The organism is Halomonas sp. RT37 (genome assembly GCF_040070525.1).
GTDB lineage: Bacteria > Pseudomonadota > Gammaproteobacteria > Pseudomonadales > Halomonadaceae > Halomonas > Halomonas litopenaei.
The window spans coordinates 661,309-680,265 of record NZ_CP098827.1; the positions used below are offsets into that span (position 1 = coordinate 661,309).

Sequence of the window (18,957 nt, forward strand, 5' to 3'; positions counted from 1 at the left end):
GGCTCGCCGTGATCGGGCACCGACCTCGGATAGCAAGAGGCCCCGCCGTGGATGATCCACGACGGGGCCTCGAGGGGCAGTTGCGGTGATATCAGGGCAGCTGCTCTTCCTCGGCGTCTTCCTTCTTCTCCGGGATCAGGTCGCGGCGCTGAAGCTTGAGCTTGATCAGCAGGGCCGCCGCCACGTAGATCGACGAGAAGGTACCCACGCCGATACCGATCAGCAGGGCCACCGAGAAGTTGTGGATCATGTCGCCACCGAGCCAGGCCAGCGCCAGCAGTACCAGCAGGGTGGTGCCGGAGGTCGCCAGGGTGCGGGACAGGGTCTGGTTGATCGCCTCGTTGAAGATCGCCGGCATGTCGTCGATACGCGACTTGCGGATATTCTCGCGGATACGGTCATAGACCACGATGGTGTCGTTGAGCGAGTAGCCGATCACCGCCAGCACGGCGGCCAGCACCGTCAGGTCGAACTCCATCTGGAACAGCGAGAAGGCGCCGACCACGATGATCACGTCATGGACCAGTGCCAGCAGTGCGCCGATGGCGAACTTGTACTGGAAGCGGAAGGCCACGTAGAGCATGACCACGCCGAGGGCGACGAGCATGCCGAGACCGCTCTGGTCACGCAGTTGACCGCCGACCTGGGCACCGACGAATTCGGCACGCACCAGGTCCACCTGGGCGCCGCCCTGGGCCAGCAGGCCCACGACCTGGTCGCCGACGTTGGCCTCGAAGGTCTGCTGCAGACGAATCAGCACCTCATTGGCGGCGCCGAAGGTCTGTACCGAGATGTCATTGAAGCCGGCTCCCTCGAGGGCGCCGCGCACGCTGTCCAGCGCCGGGGCGGTGGCGTAGCGGACTTCGACCAGGGTGCCGCCGGTGAAGTCGAGGCCCAGGGCCAGGCCCTGCACCACCAGCGACACCAGTGAGACCAGGATCAGGATCGCCGATATGGCAAAGGCGATCTTGCGCTGGCCCATGAAGTCGAGATTCAGGTTGGTGAGGCGTTTCATACCCTCTCCCCGTTGTGTGCAAGTGGACATGGGCTTAGATCCATAGCTTCTTCACCGGCTTGCCGCCGTAGATCAGATTGACCATGGCACGGGTCACCAGCAGGGCGGTGAACATCGAGGTCAGGATGCCCAGCGACAGGGTGACGGCGAAGCCCTTGACCGGGCCGGTACCGATGGAGAACAGGATCAATGCCACCAGCAGGGTGGTGATGTTGGCGTCGACGATGGAGCTGAAGGCGCGCTCGTAGCCGGCGTGGATCGCCTGCTGCACCGACAGTCCTGTGCGCAGCTCCTCACGAATACGCTCGAAGATCAGCACGTTGGCGTCAACCGCCATGCCCAGCGTCAACACGATACCGGCGATACCGGGCAGCGTCAGGGTGGCGCCGAGCATCGACATGGCGGCGACCAGCAGGGTCAGGTTCAACGCCAGGGCGATGTTGGCGATGACGCCGAACACCTTGTAGCGGATCAACATGAACAGCACGACCAGCAGCAGGCCGATCTGTACCGAGAGCATGCCGCGCTCGATATTGTCGGCGCCGAGGCTCGGGCCGATGGTGCGTTCCTGGGCGAAGTAGATCGGTGCCGCCAGAGAACCGGAGCGCAGCAGCAGTGCCAGCTCGCCGGCTTCGGTGGGCGATTCCAGCCCGGTGATGCGGAAGCTGTTGCCCAGCGCGCTCTGGATGGTGGCCAGGCTGATGATGCCGCGCTCGGTGTAGGGATCACGCACGGTTACCTGCTCACCGTCCTCCATCACCGTACGGTCACGGGTCTTGTGCTCGATGAACACCACCGCCATGTTGCGACCGATGTTGGTGCGGGTGGCGCGGTTCATCAGGGTGCCGCCGGTGCCGTCCAGGTTGATGTTGACCTGGGGGCGACCGTTCTCGTCGAAGCCGCGGCTGGCGCTGGACACACTGTCGCCGGTGATGATGACGTCGCGCATCAGGTCGGCGGTGCGTCCGGGTTCATTGCGGAAGGACAGCGCCTCGGTCTCGTTGGACGGGGTGTCGGTGCGCGCCTCCAGGCGGAACTCCAGGTTGGCGGTGGCGCCGACGATACGCTTGGCGGCGGCGGTGTCCTGCACGCCGGGCAGCTCGACCACGATGCGATCCGGGCCCTGACGCTGTACCAGCGGTTCGGCCACGCCGAGCTCGTTGACGCGGTTGCGCAGGGTGGTCAGGTTCTGGTTGATCGCGTAGTCCTGGATCTCGTCCACGGACGCGTCGGTCAGCGTCATCGCCAGGCTGGCGCCGCGTTCACGCTCGACGTCCTGATACTGGAAGTCGGGGAACTCGCGGCGAATCAGCGTCTCGGCAGCGTCGCGGTCCTCGGCGTTCATGAAGTCCAGCGAGATGGTGCGGCCGTCGATCTCGGTGTTGCGGTAGCGGATGCGCTCTTCACGCAGGGTCTCGCGCATGGCGCTGGCGTTGACCTCGAGACGCTGATTGACCGCCGCTTCCATGTCCACTTCCAAAAGGAAGTGCACACCGCCACGCAGGTCCAGACCAAGGGTCATGGGCGAGGCCGCCAGCGAAGACAGCCACTCGGGGGTGGACTCTGCCAGGTTCAGCGCGACCACATAGTCATCGCCGAGCTGCTGGGCGATCAGGTCACGGGCGGGAATCTGGTCCTCGGCGTCGTTCAGCCGGATCAGCAGGCTGTTGGGCTCCTGTTCCACCGTCTTGACGTCGATGTCCGCCTCGGCCAGGGCCTGTTCGAGGCTCTGCTGCTGGGACTGGCTGAAACTCAGCTCGCCACGATCACTGCTGATCTGGACCGCTGGGTCTTCGGGAAACAGATTGGGAAGGGAGTAGACCAGGCCGACAAGAAGTACCACCAGGATCAGCAGGTACTTCCATAAAGGGTAACGATTGAGCATCGGGGCTCTGCCCTCAGGTTGCTGACAAATAAGGGAAAGCCGGGGGCGCTCGAGAGGTGCTCCGGGGACTTTCCAAAGCGAAGGGTGCGGCTGCCTCGCCAACGCGCGACAGCCGACCGATCGGCTCCCCCCGCGTCAGCATGGGGCCCCCTTCGGCGCACAGGGCCGAAGGGGAATGACACCAATCAGATGGACTTGATAGTGCCCTTGGGCAGCACGGCGGCCACGGCGTTCTTCTGCACGCTGACTTCGGTGCCTTCGCTGATTTCCATGGCGAGGAACTCGCTGTCGTCGCTGACCCGGGTGATGCGGCCCATCAGACCACCGCCGATGACGATCTCGTCACCCTTGGACAGGCCAGCGATCAGCTGCTTGTGCTGCTTGGCGCGCTTGGCCTGGGGACGCCACAGCAGGAAGTAGAAGATCAGCACGAAGCCGACCAGCATCACGATCTGGGCGATACCACCACCGGCGGCAGCGCCAGCATCCTGGGCCAGGGCCGGGGAGATGAAGAAGTCCAACATGTACGACGGTCTCCTGAAGTCGTGGGGAAAAGGGAGTCAGACGGCCGGCGGCTGCCGACCGGGTCATCAATTCGGGGCGGGGGGAACCGGCAGGCCACGCCTGGCATAGAACCCTTCCACGAAGTCAGCCAATGTACCCGCTTCGATAGCACCGCGCAAACCGGCCATGACACGCTGATAGTGACGCAGATTATGGATCGTGTTGAGCATCGATCCGAGCATCTCGCCGCAGCGGTCCAGGTGGTGCAGATAGCCCCGCGAGAAGTTCTGACAGGTGTAGCAGTCGCAGTCATCTTCCAGCGGGCGGGTGTCGTGACGATGCTTGGCGTTGCGGATCTTGACCGTGCCCTCGGCGGTGAACAGGTGGCCGTTGCGGGCGTTGCGGGTGGGCATCACACAGTCGAACATGTCGACCCCGCGGCGTACCCCCTCGACCAGATCCTCGGGCTTGCCGACGCCCATCAGATAGCGCGGCTTGTCCGCCGGCATCCACTCGGGCAGATAGTCGAGCACCTTGATCATCTCTTCCTTGGGCTCGCCCACCGACAGCCCGCCGATGGCGTAGCCGTCGAAGCCGATGTCGCCGAGGCCCTTGAGCGAAGCCTCACGCAGATCCGGGTACATGCCGCCCTGGATAATGCCGAACAGCGCCGACGGTGAGTCGCCGTGGGCATCGCGGGAGCGCTGGGCCCAGCGCAGCGACATCTCCATCGAACGACGCGCCTCGTCGTGGGTCGCCGGGTAAGGGGTGCACTCGTCGAAGATCATGACGATGTCGGAGCCCAGCGAGCGCTGCACCGCCATCGACTCTTCCGGTCCCATGAACACCTTGGAGCCGTCCACCGGCGAGCGGAAGTGCACGCCCTGCTCGGTGATCTTGCGCGTCTCGCCCAGCGAGAACACCTGGAAGCCGCCGGAGTCGGTGAGGATCGGCTTGTGCCACTGGGCGAAGTCGTGCAGGTCGCCGTGGGCCTCGATGACCTCGGTACCGGGGCGCAGCCACAGGTGGAAGGTGTTGCCGAGGATGATCTCGGCGCCGATCTCTTCCACCGAGGCCGGGGTCATGCCCTTGACTGTGCCGTAGGTGCCCACCGGCATGAAGGTCGGGGTCTCGATGGTGCCGCGGGGAAAGGTGATGCGACCTCGGCGAGCCCGGCCGTCCTCGGCCAGCTTGTCGAAGCGCATGAAGCATTGCTCGCGCATGGGTCTCTCCGTGCCCCTTGGGGGCGTTGATTCGAGCCTGACGACGGTGGACCGCTCGGCCGAGCAGCCACCGCCTGGCAAATAGGGTCAGCGTGCCGGCGTCAGCAGCATGGCGTCGCCGTAGCTGAAGAAGGCGTAGCGTTCCTTTACCGCCTCGCGGTAAGCCTTCATCACGGTGTCGTAGCCGGAGAAGGAAGACACCAGCATCAGCAGGGTCGATTCCGGCAGATGGAAGTTGGTGATCAGGGCGTCCACGCAGCGCCACTCGTAGCCCGGGTAGATAAAGATGTCGGTGTCGCCGGAGAAGGGCGCGATCTCGCCCGACTGGCTGGCGGTCTCCAGGCAGCGCACGCTGGTGGTGCCGACGGCGATGACCTTGTTGCCGCGAGCCTTGGCCGCGCGCACCTGGGCGCAGGCCTGGTCACCCACCTCGATCCATTCGCTGTGCATGTGGTGCTCCTGGATATTGTCGACGCGCACCGGCTGGAAGGTACCGGCGCCCACGTGCAGGGTCACGTAGGCGGACTCGACGCCTCGCTCGGCCAGCCGCTCGAGCAGCGGCTCGTCGAAGTGCAGACCGGCGGTCGGCGCGGCCACCGCCCCGTCGCGGCGGGCGTAGACGGTCTGGTAGCGCTCGCGGTCGGACAGCTCGTCGTCCCGGGTGATATACGGCGGCAGCGGCATATGGCCGTGGCGCTCCAGCAGCGCGATCATCGGAGTATCGCCGAGAAAGCGCAGCTCGAACAGGGCGTCGCGGCGGCCTTCGACCACCGCCTGGATGCCGCCCTCGAAGTGAAGCTCGGTGCCGGGCTTCGGTGACTTGCTCGAACGCAGATGGACCAGCCCCCGATGGGCGTCCAGCGGCCGTTCGAGCAGCATTTCCACCTTGCCGCCGCTGGTCTTGTGGCCGTGCAGACGGGCGGGGATCACGCGGGTGTCGTTGAACACCAGCAGGTCGCCGGGCTCGAGCAACTGCTCAAGGTCCGGAAAGCGGCGGTGGTCGAGGTGTCCGCTGGCGCCGTCGACGCACAGCAGGCGGCAGTCGCTGCGAACGTCGGACGGGTAACGGGCGATCAGCTCTTCAGGGAGCTCGAAATGAAAGTCGGCGCGCTGCATGGGAATTCGCAAGTCGTCAGGCGGGATGAAGGATGCCAAAGGCGCACAAGGATACCGTTTCCTGACCGCCACGTCAGGAAACGGCGTCGATCTTCTGTCACGACCACGCCATGGGCGTCAGCCCGTTTCGGCCATCCGCGAGGCGGGCAGCGCAGTCGGGTCGACGACCAGGGGACATCGGGGTGGCTACCACAGCAGCAGGATCAGACCGTAGGCCATCAGCGTCACCACCACTGTACTGATCAGGTTGAGGGCAAAGCCGGCACGAATCATCGACTGGATCTTCATGTGACCGGTGCCGAAGACGATGGCGTTGGGCGGTGTGGCCACCGGCATCATGAAGGCGCAACTGGCGGCGATGGCGGCTGGCACGGTGATCAGCATCACCGGCAGATCCAGCGACAGCGCCAGCGCGCCGAGCAGCGGCAGGAAGGCCGCCGCGGTGGCGGTGTTGGAGGTCACCTCGGTGAGAAAGATGATGACCAGCACCACACCACCGATGATCGCCAGCACCGGCAGGGCGCCGAGGATCGACAGCTGGTTGGCGATCCACTCGGCCAGCCCCGACTTGCTGATCGCGCCGGCCAGCGCCAGGCCGCCGCCGAACAGCAGAAGGATGCCCCAGGGCAGCTTCACCGCGTCTTCCCACACCATCAGCGCCTCGCCGGAACGACGGCCAGAAGGAATCAGGAACAGCGCCATGCCGGCGACGATGGCGATGGTGGTGTCGGACAGCCAGGAGGCGCCCATGTCATTGAGCAGCGGGCGCAGTATCCACAGCGTCGCCGCGGCCAGAAACAGCAGGCCGACACGGCGTTCGGCGGCACTCATCGGGCCCATCTCGGTGAGCTGGTCCTTGATCAGGTTGTCGCTGTCACCCTTGCCGACCTTCAGCGAGAAGCCGCCGCGGGACAGCCACCACCAGGTCAGCGCCATCATCACTACACTGATCGGTACCCCGACCAGCATCCACTGGGCGAAGCCCAGGTCGATGCCGCGATCATCGGCCAGATAACCGGCCAGCAGGGCGTTGGGTGGCGTGCCGATCAATGTGGCCACACCACCGATGCTGGCCGAATAGGCGATGCCCAGCAGCAGCGCGGTGGCAAAGCGGCGCAGCTCATCAGGGTCGGAATCCTCGAGCAGGCTCAGCACCGAGATGCCGATGGGCAGCATCATGATCGAGGTGGCGGTGTTGGACACCCACATGCTGAGAAAGCCGGTGGCGATCATGAACCCGGCGATCTGGCGCTTGGGCTCGCTGCCGACGACCTTCAGCACGTGCAGGGCGATACGCTTGTGCAGGTTCCAGGTCTGCATCGCGATACCGAGCAGGAAACCGCCGAGGAACAGATAGATGATCGGATTGGCGTAGCTGGCCGCGACCTCCTTGATGCTGCCGATGCCCACCGCCGGGGCCAGTACCAGGGGGATCAGCGAGGTCACCGGGATCGGGATCGCCTCGGTGGACCACCAGCTGGCCATCAGCAGTGCCATGCCGACGCAGCCCCAGGCAGCCTGGGACATGTCGCCGGGCGGGGGCAGCACCAGGGTCGCGATCAACAACAGCGGACCCAGCACCAGCCCGATGCGGCTGGCGATGGACGGATGGGGAACGGCTTCATTGCGAGTGTCAGCCATGGGCGACTCCATTCTGGGCTGGACGCGGGTCTTGTTGACCAGGGGCTTGGTTGACCTGGGGCAGGCGGAGCGCAGTCTACCAAGGTCTAACCCGAGCGGGCGAGCGTCAAGACATGGAGGAATGACCCACTAGCCGCCAGGGTGCCGAAACCAACGGCCGGGGGGGGCTTTGGCTGACAACGGCCGAGGCCGATCCCAGGTCGATGCTCGGCCGGATGCGGCGGGTGCCCCGCCCGGCAGGGACGGGAGTCGCCTCGACAACGGCGCCATCGGGCCCCGACAGGCGCCACCGAGCGGCTCAGGGGAATTGACCTCTGGCGCCACCCACGTATAATCCTCGCCCGTTGCCGGTGTGGCGGAATTGGTAGACGCAGCGGATTCAAAATCCGCCGCTGGAAACAGTGTGTCGGTTCGAGTCCGACCACCGGCACCATTCCCAATGCAGTTCGTGTATTCCCTCCTTACGCTCGTTTTCCCCTATCTGCAGTTCCCTAGGCGCTAGCGACTCGAGATAGGCCAGAGCAGTACCCTCGATGAGTAACCTGAGAGACCGTTCAAGCTCGGGTCAGCAGATCATGAGGGTCGGTGTTGTCACGACCCGACCATCGTCCACGCGAAAGGTAGCGAGCCTGGAAACAAGCCCAGTACCCATTCTGGCGCTTTTCTCGCTTGACCATGTTTTGTCAGCCCGTTCGACAAATCGACCGCCTTATCCGCTCAAGATGTTCAAGGCGCTCAAGCCTGATTCGAAGATATGCACCGCACGCATCTCGGTAGGCAGAGGTTACAATACGTGCCGATGTTGTATGCCAGGTTGGTGGTCTTTTCTTCGCCTATTTGCCTGCTTTTTCCTCGGCGTTTGTAAGTAATAGTCCTTCCTTGTATCTCCCATGGTCGTAGGGTGCCGCCGAACAATACGGCTAGGCTGAAAGTTGATTCAGGCCTTATGACAACAAGATGAAAGGGTGGGCCCATGCTCAATAAAACGTTGCTTGCGTTGTCGGTTGCCGGCGTCAGTCTTGGTGTTTGTGCCGATACCACCGTGATTCATGATGCCAACGGCTACGGTTTCGATGTCCATCGTCAGCTGGTGAGCTTTACCACCCTTGTCGTCGAGGATGGCAAGGTGGTGGCACGAGGCGATGAGCAACTGCTATCGGAGTATCCTGAACCACAGGCAACGATCGATGCGGGTGGCCGCACGCTGTTGCCTGGCCTGATCGACGCCCACGGACATCTGATGGGGCTCGGCTATGGCCTGCTCGAGGTCGAGTTGCGTGGCCTGGCGTCGGCCGAGCAGAGCGCTGATGAAGTCGCCGACTTCGCCGAGGCAAATCCCGATCTGGAATGGATACGTGGCAGGGGATGGAATCAGGTGCTGTGGGACGGCAAGGCATTTTCTACCGCGCAAGTGGTCGATGAAGTGATTGCCGATCGCCCCGTGGTGCTGAGTCGAGTGGATGGGCATGCGATCTGGGTCAACAGCAAGGCCATGGAAATGGCAGGCGTGGATGGCGAGACCCAGGCACCGGAAGGGGGCGAGATCATTCGTGATGATGCCGGCACACCGACCGGCGTTTTCATCGACAATGCCGAGCTGCTCATCACCGACAAGATTCCCCCGCGCAGTGCACAGGAAATGGCCAAGGCCTTCGATACCGCTGTGGCACATCTGCAGGAGCTTGGCATCACCGGAATGCACGATGCCGGCGCCAGCGCCGCTGAGCTTGAGATGTACCGGTCCAGGGCCGATGCAGGTGAGTTGGGGGTGCGCATCTACCCGATGGTGTCTTCAAGCGACCCACAGCTTGACGAGATTCTCGCGCAGGGCATCCACGACGACCCCGAAGACTGGCTGGATATTCGCAGCGTCAAGATCTATGCAGATGGCGCCCTCGGCAGCAGAGGCGCGGCGCTGCTGGCGCCCTACAGTGATCGACCCGATTCCAGCGGACTGATGATCCAGAATCAGGACGCCCTGCAGGCGCTGGTCGATCAGGTCAGTAGCCAGGGATTCCAGGCCAATATGCACGCGATAGGCGACCGCGCCAATCGTGTCGCTCTGGACGTTTATGCGCGTAGCTTGGAGCAGGATCCCCAGCGGCGTGAGCTTCGCCATCGCATCGAGCATGCGCAGGTGGTGAGCGTTGATGATATACCGCGATTTACGGAACTTGGCGTCATTCCCTCGATGCAGCCCACCCATGCGACCAGTGACAAGAACATGGCCGGTGACCGGCTAGGCCAGGAGCGTCTTGCCGGTGCCTACGCCTGGCGCTTTTTCATGGACAGTGGTAGCCGTATCGCCGCGGGTTCCGACTTTCCGGTCGAGCCAGCCAACCCCTTTTACGGCCTGCACGCCGCCGTGACTCGGGAAGACCGCGACGACCAGCCCGAAGGAGGCTGGCTACCCGGGCAGAAGCTCACCGTGGCCGAAGCCCTGCGCGGCTTTACCGTCGATGCGGCCTACGCGGCGCACCAGGAGGGTAGCCTGGGTGGCTTGATGCCGGGGCAGTGGGCGGATTTCGTACTGGTGGATACCGATATTCTGCGTGCCGATCCGGCTGAGCTCTGGCAAACCCGGGTGAGTGAAACCTGGATTGCCGGAGAGCGAGTATTTGTGCGGGACCAATAGGCCGAAAGGCGCCCCGCAAGGCATGGAGCAAGGCCGATATGCTTTGTTTGCGGCGAAGGGGGGGCGCCGGTTTACTCGTTCACGATGGCTCGATTTCAGCCTGACTCAGGGCGGTGATGGCGGCCTCGGCCAGGCCTGCCAGCGATGAAATGTCCAGCAGCGAAGAGTGGTGATACTCGGCTAGGCCAGGCTGGGTCCGCCAGTAGCGGGAGTCCTGTCCATCGATCTCCCACCCTGGCGGAATGTCGTGAATATCCCGCGGTTCGATGCTGAACGCGGCCACCAGCCCTTCGCCCTGATGCCAGCTCAGCAAGGTGGTCAGTGGCTGGCCGTTGTCGCGGTTGATGAAGCACCGAAACAACCCTTGGGTCCAGACGTTCTGGGGGCTCGGTTGCTGTTCTGGGGCGAGTTCTCCGATGGAGAGCTCGCGCCAGATGGTGCCCTTGATCAATGGCTTCCAGATGCGCTTCGACGCCTTCAGCAGGACTTCTAGATAATCGTTGCGGATCTGATGCGCCAGAATCAGCGTATTGCAGTGGTTGATGAGTTCGTCCCACTGCATGCCGACCGCCAGGTGCTCAAGCTCATGGGCGAGCAGGGCGTCCACGGCGTGTCGTGTGGAAGGGTGCTGCAGGTAGTCGTGAAGCGGGTCGGACAGTTTCAGGTCATGGCGAGAGGTTTTCATATCGGTCCCTGCTGGGAAGAGGGACGGAATGCCGCCTCTTGCCCCCGAAAGGCGATGCGACGGCGTCCATGCCGTCGGTGACTTGTCACTCGACCAATCCTTGGTCGGCAGGATCAGAATAGCCCCCTTGGACGGCTGTGCCTTTGATCAGGATCAGGTGGCCATGAGCATGGTTGTGCGATAGCGCTACTTTGCTGTTTTTTGGGCACAACTGGTCCAGTGTTGCGGAAAAAACTGTGGCCTGCTCTTCGCTTCGGCGCACCCTGGTCGTGCGTGAAGCGCGGGGCGATGCTCGTGCGCCGGCTTTACAAGGGTTCGAGGCTCATCCATGTTGCCATTCTGAATCCACCGTCGGGCAGGAGGCTCATCATGAAGAAGCTGATCAACGATCCCAGAGGCAGCGTTCGCGAGATGCTGGAAGGCATGGTGGCCCTTCATCCTGGGCTTGCGCTGATGGATGAAGAAAACGTGGTCATCGACGCTAGCTTGCCTGAAGACCCTGAGCGTCGGCCGGTGGCGGTGATATCCGGCGGCGGCAGCGGACACGAGCCTGCCCACGCTGGCTACGTCGGGCGCGGCATGGTGACGGCCGCCGTGGCGGGAGACGTTTTTACCTCACCGAGCGTCGATGCCGTGCTGGCGGCGATCCTTGCCTGCGCCGGTCCACGTGGGGCCCTGCTGGTGGTAAAGAACTATACCGGGGATCGTCTCAACTTCCGCCTTGCCGCTGAACTGGCAAGGGTTCGGGGGATTCCAGTGGAGGTGGTGATGGTCGCCGATGACGTGGCGCTGCGCGATTCACTACCCCGGGAGCAGAGTCGTGGTGTGGCCGGGACGGTACTGGTGCACAAGATCGCCGGTGCCGCTGTGGCCCGTGGTCTGCCCCTCGAGGAGGTCGCCGCGCTGGCTCGGGGGGCGGCCGAATCGGTGGCGACCATGGGTATTTCCTTGGGGGCCTGCACGGTGCCGGCGGTCGGCCGGCCGGGGTTCGAACTCGGTGATGACGAGATCGAGTTCGGCTTGGGCATCCATGGCGAGAAAGGGGTTCGCAAGTCGGCCATGCTGCCGGCGGATACCATCGTCGATAGCATGCTGGAATCTTTGAGCCAGGCGTTGTCGGTGAAGGGGTGTCGCCTGGGTGTGCTGGTCAATGGTCTCGGCGGCACACCGCCGATGGAGCTTGCCATCGTGGCGCGACGGGCCTTGACCAGGCTGCGTGAGCTGGGGGCCGAGCCGGTGCTGGGGTGGTGCGGCAACTTCATGACGGCGTTGGAAATGCCGGGGTGCTCGCTGTCGTTGATGGTGCTCGACGAAGCCCGCGAGGACTTGCTCACGTCGCCGACCGAGGTACGCATCTGGCCAGGCAGTGCCGAAGTGGCAGCAGAGGTGAAGAGTGTGACTGCCAGCGTGCTTGATGAGCCGCAGCCGGGCGCCGACGAGGCTGGACCACCCTGCGAGCGACTTCAGCGAGCGGTGGCGGCGGTGGCGAGCGCCATGGTGGCCAGCGAGGAACGCTTGACCGAGCTCGACAGTGCCGCCGGCGACGGCGACCTGGGGGCCAGCATGGTGCGCGCGGCCCAGGCGCTGCGCAAGCTGCCGGACAGCGCCTTTGGTTCGCCTGCCGACTGCCTGGCCAGAGCCGGGGAGGCCCTGAGGCGAGCGATCGGAGGAAGCTCAGGTCCCTTCTACGCCTTTGCCCTGCTGCGTGCGTCGCAGGTATTGCCGAGCGAAGGGGAGGTCGCGGCGCAGGATTGGGCAAGAGCGCTCAAGGCCGCCGGCGACGCTATCGCCGAGATCGGAGGTGCTGCTCCTGGGGATCGCACCATGCTGGATGCTCTGGTGCCGGCCAGCCAGGCCTTCGAGGCCGCGCTGGCAGAGGGATTGGACGGATCTCAGGCCTTTGCTCGGGCGGTCGAGGCGGCCTGGCGCGGCGTCGAGGCTTCGGCCCGCATGCATCCACGCTTTGGTCGCGCGGCCTACCTCGGCGATCGGGTGATGGGCGTGCCCGACGGTGGCGCCGAGGCGGTGGCAAAATGGCTCGAGGCCATCGACCGGTCCTGCGGCCAGCGCTAGAGCGCCACCAGTACCACCCAGGCGGTGGATAGGGTGAAGAGATAGCCCAGCAGCGCCATCAGGCCGTCTCGTGCCAGCAGGGCCAGGCCGAACAGTGATCAGAGAGAGGGGGCCGCGCCGGCTTTGCTCTAAAGAAGGGGGGGCTTCGTGCTAGGCGCTGTCCGAAAAGTCGACGAGCGAAGGTTAGACAAGGCAAAAATCGGTGAGAGAGCGCAGTTTACGGGGTGTAAATGAGCATGTTGATCCGATTTTTAACGCCGTATTACCGAGCGCAGGCACTTTTCAGACAAGCCCTAGAGCGCCACCAGTACCACCCAGGCGGTCGATAGGGTGAAGAGATAGCCCAGTAGCGCCATCAGGCCGTCTCGCGCCAGCAGGGCCAGGCCGAACATGGTCTGAGCCGCGCCGGCGAGCGTGGCACTGAATGGAATCAGTTCCATCGGTGGCGTGGCGAGCGCAATGGCCAGACAGGCCAGGCCGATGGGGTAACGGGCGATCTGACCGGTGAATACAGTCAGCCTCGGTTTCAACAACCGATCGATCCAGGCGGCCGGCTTGCGCAGCCAGCCGATGGTTCGCTCGACCTTGTCGGTCTCCACCTCACGCCGCGCCAGCCAGGCCGGCAGCCAGACGCTCTTTTTTCCGGCCAGCAATTGTGCTGCAGCAAGCACGATTAGCAGCGCCATCATGGTGGGCACACCGGGGATATCACCGATCAGCGGAGTGAGCGTGACCAGGCCTGCGACCAGCAGAATGGGGGCAAAGCTGCGCCTGCCGACGGCGTTGATGACCTCAGCCAGACTCAGGCAGCGCTTGTCCTGGCTGGCGGCCTGTAGCTGGTCGAGCAGTTCGGTCAAGGATTCTGGAGAGGACTCTGAAGCGGTGGAACTCGTCGGCATGGGGCCTCGGGCGTGGGTAAAGCGACGTAGTATGGGGGCTGGAAAAGCAGCCTGTCCATGCCGTGAACCTGGCGCGAGTTTAATATAAGTAGTTTCTTATTTTTAGAAGTTGTCGTATGCTGAAACTGATACGAGTCCTTCCCTATATCGGGGAGGGCTTTTTTTGTTGCCAGGCCTGATTCTCGATCGTTGTCTTCGACGCAGGCCGACGTTTAGCAGTGAGGTGCCAAGGATGTCGTTGAGACTTGCCAACCGTCTTGATGCGGAGCGTTTACAGCGCCTGATCGATGAAGCCTGCGGAACCGAACGGGCTGCCGCCGACCTGCTGGAAGAGCGACTGGAGCGTGCCGAGATTCGCGACCCGGACGAGATGCCCGATGACGTGGTCAGCATGAACAGTAAGGTTGTGCTCAGGGACGTCGACACGGATCGACTTCTGACGCGCACGCTGGTCTATCCTCATGCGCTGGCGACGACCGAAGATGGTCTATCGGTGATGGCGCCGCTGGGCGCCGAGCTGTTGACCCGTCGGGTCGGGGAAGAGTGGACGACCCAGGTGGCATTGGGCAAGCCAGGGCGCTGGCGGGTGGAAGAGATACTGTGGCAGCCCGAGCGAGAGCGTCAGTTTCATCGCTAGGGCTTGTCTGAAAAGTGCCTGCGCTCGGTAATACGGCGTTAAAAATCGGCTGGTGCGCCAGCCCGGTCAAAATGCTCATTTACACCCCGTAAACTGCGCTTTCTCACCGATTTTTGCCTTGTCTAACCTTCGCTCGTCGACTTTTCGCTCATCGACTTCTCGCTCAAGGCCCAGTGAGCAGCGCAGCCGAAGCCTTTGGCATCGCCTGGATGAGCAAAGGAGGAGGGAGATGGGCCGATTCACTCACCGGTTCTCAGGGTGTGTCCTCGGGCTGGGGCTTTTCCTCGCGGGTACAGGCGTTGCCGTGGCCGATATTGTCGTGCGGTTCTCCGGGACTCAGGGCATTCCCTTCACCGCTCAGTGGGAGTGGGCGGGCCCGGGGCAGGAGCACAGGAGCGGGACCTGGGCGGGACGGGCGCCTCGGGTAGAGCGCCTGCCCGACGGAAGGTTCAGCATGACCGTCATCCAGCAGGCGTCCGGGGGCCGGCTGGAGGTGCTGGTCACCGGGCGCGGCAATCGTTCTTCCTCGTCCAGCAGTGGTGCCGGGGCGATGATGTTGTTCTCGTTGCAGTGAGCCTGGCCGCAAGGCCATGTCGTGATCGGTTCAGCGAGGCTCGAGCTCCCGGGGCAGACGGCTGCGATGTGAATTCTTGGTCATGGGGGGCGGGATGCCCAGGTGCTTGCGCGCCCAGTGTGCGGCCTCGGCGCGGTGATGCACCTTGATCTTCTTGAAGATGTTGTACAGGTGAGACTTGACCGTATGCTCACTCAGGAACAGTTGGGTGGCGATATCCTGGTTGGACGCGCCGTTGCCGATGAAGCCGAGAATTTCCAGCTCCCGCTGGGTCAGACCGGCGACGGGACGGTAGGTGTTGAACTGCTGTCGTCGGAAATATTCGAACATCTGCTGTAGCAGCGGACGCGACATCCACAGGGCGCCATCGAGGAGTTGGATGATTCCCTTGCAGATATTGTCCAGTTCGTCGCGGCGATAGAAGATGCCCTGAAGGTGCAATGACGCCAACAATTCAGCGGCTTGTTCCTGGTTGGCCAGGTTGAACGCCGCCAGCAGAATGTCGGGAAACTGTGCCTTGAGCTCGTGGCAGCGATGCATGTCGCTGTGCGATAGCTGATCGGCGTCCAGTAGCCACAGTTGCACACCAGGAGGTGAGTTCGACAGTTCCGCTTCCAGGCCGGACACCGCCTCCGGGGCAAGAGGACTGACCTGGCAGTCGAGTACCTGGCTCAGGTGATGGGTGAACAACTGCGACTGCACGTTGGGGTGCGTGATCAGCCGGACGATCGGACCTTCCTGAAGGGCAGACATCGTCCCCTCCCTGTTCCCATGCGATGATTGATCGTTATCGTTTTTTGGTGATGCCGATTTAGTATCGTTATCGATACTAATATGCTTGTAAATGACCATTGGGCGTGAACTTTGTCATTTCCGAAGAATGGTTTTTTTGATTCAGGCCGCAAAGGATGGCCGCTGAGCGCCGTGGGTCGTAGGTGTCAGCACGCTGAACTGTGCGCCATTCGTCGTCTAGTCCATCGGAATTCTCACGAGGGAGTGTGATGCCGCTGTCATTGTGGATGTCTCTGGCCGCCATCTGTGCCATGGGGGCCATGTCTCCTGGTCCAAGTCTGGCCCTGGTGCTTCGTCATACCCTGGGAGGGGGGCGCAGCTCTGGGGTGGTGGCGGCGATCGCCCATGCGCTGGGCGTCGGCCTCTACGCCTTGCTGACCGTGTGGGGACTGGGGGAGGTGATCGAACGCCATCCCTCCGCCTTTCGCGTGATCACGATCGGTGGGGCACTGTATCTGGCCTGGCTTGGCATAAAGGCGCTGAGGGCCGGGCGTGGCGGAGCGCTGGGCGCCCGACCCACCGCCGCCAGTCACCGCGTCGCTGCGAGAGAAGGGCTGTTGGTTGCCCTGGGTAATCCCAAGCTGATCCTGTTCTTCGTCGCGCTGCTCAGTCAGTTTGTCAGCCCCGAAATGTCCTCGATCGAGCGTGCCATCATTGTGCTGACGGCGATGCTGATCGACGGTGGCTGGTACGTCATCGTGGCGTTGGGGCTGTCGCACTCCCGCGTGCTGCCCTGGCTCCAGGCTCGCGCCCACTGGATCAATCGCATCAGCGGGGTGCTGCTGCTGGGGCTGGCGCTGAGGGTGCTGGCGGGATAAGGCCGCCGCCGGCTGCGAGCATTTCGTGGCCGAGGCTGCTGGCGATGTCGGTTCATGCTGGCGCTGAGCGATGGAGGATGGCGTCCAGCGGACTTGCCGTCGGCAACACGCCATAGGCCGGGCTCGGGTGCTGGCCCAGGCGGGTGCGGCAGAAGGTATCCGCCACCTCGTGGGGCGCGTGCTGGACCAGCAGCGCTGCCTGGGTGCACTGGGCCAGCCACTGGGTCAGCCAGCGGGCCCTGGGCACCAGGTCTTCGCGGGTCTTCGGCTGAGGCAGCAGGGCCAAGGCGCGATCCAGATCCGGATGTCCACCTCGGGCATGCTCGAACAGCTGATACAGGGCCGCCATGGCCTCGGGGTGTCGCGCCATGACCCGCAGCACGTCGAGGCAGATCACGTTGCCGGACCCTTCCCAGATGGAATTGACCGGCGCTTCGCGGTAGAGCCGCGCCAGCGGTGCTTCCTCGACGTAGCCGATGCCACCGAGGCACTCCATGGCCTCTGCCATGAAGCCGGGGGCGCGCTTGTTGTGCCAGTACTTGGCCAGGCTCGGCAGCAGTCGGGCCAGGGCGCGCTCCTGCTCATCCCCGCGGCTGGCGCCGTCGAAGGCCTGAGCGGTGCGCAGCATCAGCGCCACGCCGGCCTCCACCTCCAGCGCCAGATCCGCCAGTACCGCTCGCATCACCGGCTGCTCGGCCAAGGGCGCCCCGAAGGCATGACGCTGACAGGTATGCTGCCAGGCCTCGCGCCAGGCCTGGCGCATCATGCCCACCGGGGCGCTGGCGGCGTCGAGACGGGTCTGCTGAACCATTTCCAGGATGGTGGCGATGCCGCGTCCAGGGGCGCCGAGCGGGTGGGCCCAGGCCCCCCGATATTCGATCTCGGCGGAGCCATTGGCGCGATTGCCGCACTTGTCCTTCAGTCGCTGAATCTCGATGGCGTTGCGCTCGTCATCAGGGGCGAAGCGAGGCACCAGGAAGCAGCTGAGGCCTTCGTCTCGCTGAGCCAGGGTCAGGAAGGCGTCGGACATGGGGGCGCTCATGAACCACTTGTGTCCGTACAGGCGCCAGCCGTCCTCGCCATGCTCGGCTCGGGTGGTGTTGGTGCGCACATCGCTGCCACCCTGCTTCTCGGTCATCGCCATGCCGAAGGTCAGGGCGTGCTTGTCGCTCGCCGGTAGTGCCCTGGAATCGTAGTCCTCGACGAGCAGTCGAGAGGTCCACCAATCCGGCAGCGAGCGTTCTCGACGCAGCACCGGGTAGGCGGCATGGGTCATGGTCACCGGGCAGCAGATGCCAGTTTCCGCCTGGGTCAGCAGATAGAGTCCCGCCACGTGCGCCTGATGACCGCCGCGCCCCTCCTCCGTCCAGGCCATGGTATGGACGCCACGGGTGGTAGCCAGGCGCATCAGGGCGTGGTAGGCCGGGTGGTAATCGACGGCGTCGAGCCGGCGACCGTGACGATCGAAAAGTCGCAATGAGGGTGGGTGACGGTTGGCCTCGTCACCCAGTCGCTGGGTCTCCGCACGACCGACATCCTGGCCCAGCAGGGACAGTCGGCAACTCACCCAGGCCGGCGCCAGATGGGCCAGCCAGAACTGAAGCACGGCGTCGTCGGCGAAGGCGTCGAAGGGAAGAGAGTACGGCTGATTGTCGACCCGGTGGCTCGCCAGGCACTCTCGCGGAGCTTGGTCATGCATGGCCCTGTCCTGATGACGAAAGACCTGATATTCAGCATGGTGTGCTGTGCCCCTCGGGTCAAACGAGAGGGATGACGCAACGGGACGGGATGGGTAGTCTTGGGGCTTTCTCGGTGGAGCCCTTCGATGTGCCCTGTTTCCTCTTTCGACTCGGCTCCCACGGCCTCTGGCGTGACGAATGCTGGCGAGGCGTCCCCTGACAACCAGCGTGAGGCGCCCGCAGCGGTGATCGCCCGGGAGCGTGTGCAGGTGGTGGATGCCCGCAATCGTCCCTGTGGCAGCGCCTGGCGCGCAGAAATGCGCCGCTATCGGTTCTGGCACCGCGCCACCTACATCGTGGTACGCAATCGCCGTGGTGAACTATGTGTGCAGCATCGAACGCTGACCAAGGAAGCCTTTCCAGGCGGACTGGACCTGGCGGCGGGAGGCGTAGTCGGCGCCGGGGAGGCGGTCCACGTCTCGGCACGTCGTGAGCTGGCCGAAGAGCTCGGTATCCGCGCAGTAGCGCTGCGCCATTGCCTGGAGTTTCGCTACGATGAAGACGGGTATCGCATCTTCGGCAGCGTCTACTGCGTAGAGTGGGACGGCCCCTTGTCGCTGCAGGCCGAGGAGGTCGCCAGCGTGGCCTGGATGTCACCGCGTCGAGCCCTCGAGCTCGCCGGCGTGACGCCGGATACGCGGCTGGCCCTCGAGTTGCTGCTCGAGCGCGAGGGGGACAATTGAATGCCGCTTTGCCGCCAGGGCGTTGCGACTGGCGCAAT

Annotated in this window: 16 protein-coding genes and 1 tRNA gene; 7 read left to right on the top strand and 10 right to left on the bottom strand. The window is 63.9% G+C overall.

Translation table 11 applies throughout. The annotated features are described in order from the left end of the window. Positions 1 to 91: 91 nt before the first annotated feature. The 6 genes from secF to NFG58_RS03065 form a co-directional block, all read right to left on the bottom strand. Positions 92 to 1,015 (bottom strand): protein translocase subunit SecF, encoded by a 924-nt coding sequence (secF, locus tag NFG58_RS03040; protein WP_045992759.1) that lies wholly within the window; start codon positions 1,013 to 1,015, stop codon positions 92 to 94. A gap of 34 nt (positions 1,016 to 1,049) precedes the next feature. Next, positions 1,050 to 2,900, bottom strand: a complete 1,851-nt coding sequence (gene secD, locus NFG58_RS03045; RefSeq protein WP_108131253.1) for a protein translocase subunit SecD — start codon at positions 2,898 to 2,900, stop codon at positions 1,050 to 1,052. A 185-nt stretch (positions 2,901 to 3,085) separates the two neighbouring features. Beyond that, positions 3,086 to 3,424, bottom strand: a complete 339-nt coding sequence (yajC, locus tag NFG58_RS03050; RefSeq protein ID WP_045992761.1) for a preprotein translocase subunit YajC — start codon at positions 3,422 to 3,424, stop codon at positions 3,086 to 3,088. Between the two features lie 66 nt (positions 3,425 to 3,490). Further along, positions 3,491 to 4,627: a tRNA guanosine(34) transglycosylase Tgt gene (gene tgt / locus NFG58_RS03055; protein ID WP_045992762.1), complete on the bottom strand. Its 1,137-nt coding sequence runs from the start codon at positions 4,625 to 4,627 to the stop codon at positions 3,491 to 3,493. A gap of 87 nt (positions 4,628 to 4,714) precedes the next feature. After that, entirely contained in the window at positions 4,715 to 5,743 is a 1,029-nt protein-coding gene (gene queA / locus NFG58_RS03060; protein ID WP_348827577.1) for a tRNA preQ1(34) S-adenosylmethionine ribosyltransferase-isomerase QueA, read from the bottom strand. Positions 5,744 to 5,929: 186 nt separating this feature from the next. Beyond that, positions 5,930 to 7,384, bottom strand: coding sequence for a DASS family sodium-coupled anion symporter (locus tag NFG58_RS03065; RefSeq protein WP_249742803.1), 1,455 nt, complete (start codon positions 7,382 to 7,384; stop codon positions 5,930 to 5,932). 346 nt (positions 7,385 to 7,730) lie between these two features. Between NFG58_RS03065 and NFG58_RS03070 the strand changes: the two genes are divergently transcribed. After that, a tRNA-Leu gene (locus NFG58_RS03070) sits at positions 7,731 to 7,817 on the top strand. Between the two features lie 540 nt (positions 7,818 to 8,357). Next, positions 8,358 to 10,019 (top strand): amidohydrolase, encoded by a 1,662-nt coding sequence (locus tag NFG58_RS03075; RefSeq protein ID WP_348827578.1) that lies wholly within the window; start codon positions 8,358 to 8,360, stop codon positions 10,017 to 10,019. Positions 10,020 to 10,098: 79 nt separating this feature from the next. Here the strand turns inward: NFG58_RS03075 and NFG58_RS03080 are convergent, their stop codons facing one another. Beyond that, positions 10,099 to 10,704 (bottom strand): hypothetical protein, encoded by a 606-nt coding sequence (locus NFG58_RS03080; RefSeq protein ID WP_348827579.1) that lies wholly within the window; start codon positions 10,702 to 10,704, stop codon positions 10,099 to 10,101. A gap of 369 nt (positions 10,705 to 11,073) precedes the next feature. Between NFG58_RS03080 and NFG58_RS03085 the strand changes: the two genes are divergently transcribed. Continuing rightward, on the top strand, positions 11,074 to 12,777 hold the full coding sequence (locus NFG58_RS03085) for a dihydroxyacetone kinase family protein (protein WP_348827580.1): 1,704 nt from the start codon (positions 11,074 to 11,076) through the stop codon (positions 12,775 to 12,777). Positions 12,778 to 13,070: 293 nt separating this feature from the next. Here NFG58_RS03085 and NFG58_RS03090 read toward each other — a convergent pair whose 3' ends face one another. Then, complete coding sequence (locus tag NFG58_RS03090) at positions 13,071 to 13,676, bottom strand: exopolysaccharide biosynthesis protein (RefSeq protein ID WP_348827581.1); 606 nt, start codon at positions 13,674 to 13,676, stop codon at positions 13,071 to 13,073. 232 nt (positions 13,677 to 13,908) lie between these two features. On the opposite strand from NFG58_RS03090, the gene NFG58_RS03095 reads away from it, so the two are divergent. Both NFG58_RS03095 and NFG58_RS03100 read left to right on the top strand, forming a co-directional pair. Further along, positions 13,909 to 14,313 (top strand): GreA/GreB family elongation factor, encoded by a 405-nt coding sequence (locus tag NFG58_RS03095; protein ID WP_045992777.1) that lies wholly within the window; start codon positions 13,909 to 13,911, stop codon positions 14,311 to 14,313. A 304-nt stretch (positions 14,314 to 14,617) separates the two neighbouring features. After that, the gene (locus NFG58_RS03100) at positions 14,618 to 14,887 is read left to right on the top strand and encodes a hypothetical protein (protein WP_348827582.1); all 270 of its coding nucleotides are present in this window, start codon (positions 14,618 to 14,620) and stop codon (positions 14,885 to 14,887) included. A gap of 30 nt (positions 14,888 to 14,917) precedes the next feature. Here the strand turns inward: NFG58_RS03100 and NFG58_RS03105 are convergent, their stop codons facing one another. After that, entirely contained in the window at positions 14,918 to 15,640 is a 723-nt protein-coding gene (locus tag NFG58_RS03105; protein WP_108131263.1) for a response regulator transcription factor, read from the bottom strand. A gap of 248 nt (positions 15,641 to 15,888) precedes the next feature. Here NFG58_RS03105 and NFG58_RS03110 point away from each other — a divergent pair, with 248 nt between their 5' ends. Next, positions 15,889 to 16,497, top strand: coding sequence for a LysE family translocator (locus NFG58_RS03110; protein ID WP_083970155.1), 609 nt, complete (start codon positions 15,889 to 15,891; stop codon positions 16,495 to 16,497). Between the two features lie 52 nt (positions 16,498 to 16,549). Here NFG58_RS03110 and NFG58_RS03115 read toward each other — a convergent pair whose 3' ends face one another. After that, on the bottom strand, positions 16,550 to 18,196 hold the full coding sequence (locus NFG58_RS03115) for an acyl-CoA dehydrogenase family protein (protein WP_348827583.1): 1,647 nt from the start codon (positions 18,194 to 18,196) through the stop codon (positions 16,550 to 16,552). Positions 18,197 to 18,367: 171 nt separating this feature from the next. Here NFG58_RS03115 and NFG58_RS03120 point away from each other — a divergent pair, with 171 nt between their 5' ends. Next, positions 18,368 to 18,919 carry an NUDIX domain-containing protein gene (locus NFG58_RS03120; protein WP_231498436.1) on the top strand — a complete coding sequence of 184 codons (552 nt, stop codon included), beginning with the start codon at positions 18,368 to 18,370 and terminating at the stop codon, positions 18,917 to 18,919. Positions 18,920 to 18,957: the final 38 nt, after the last annotated feature.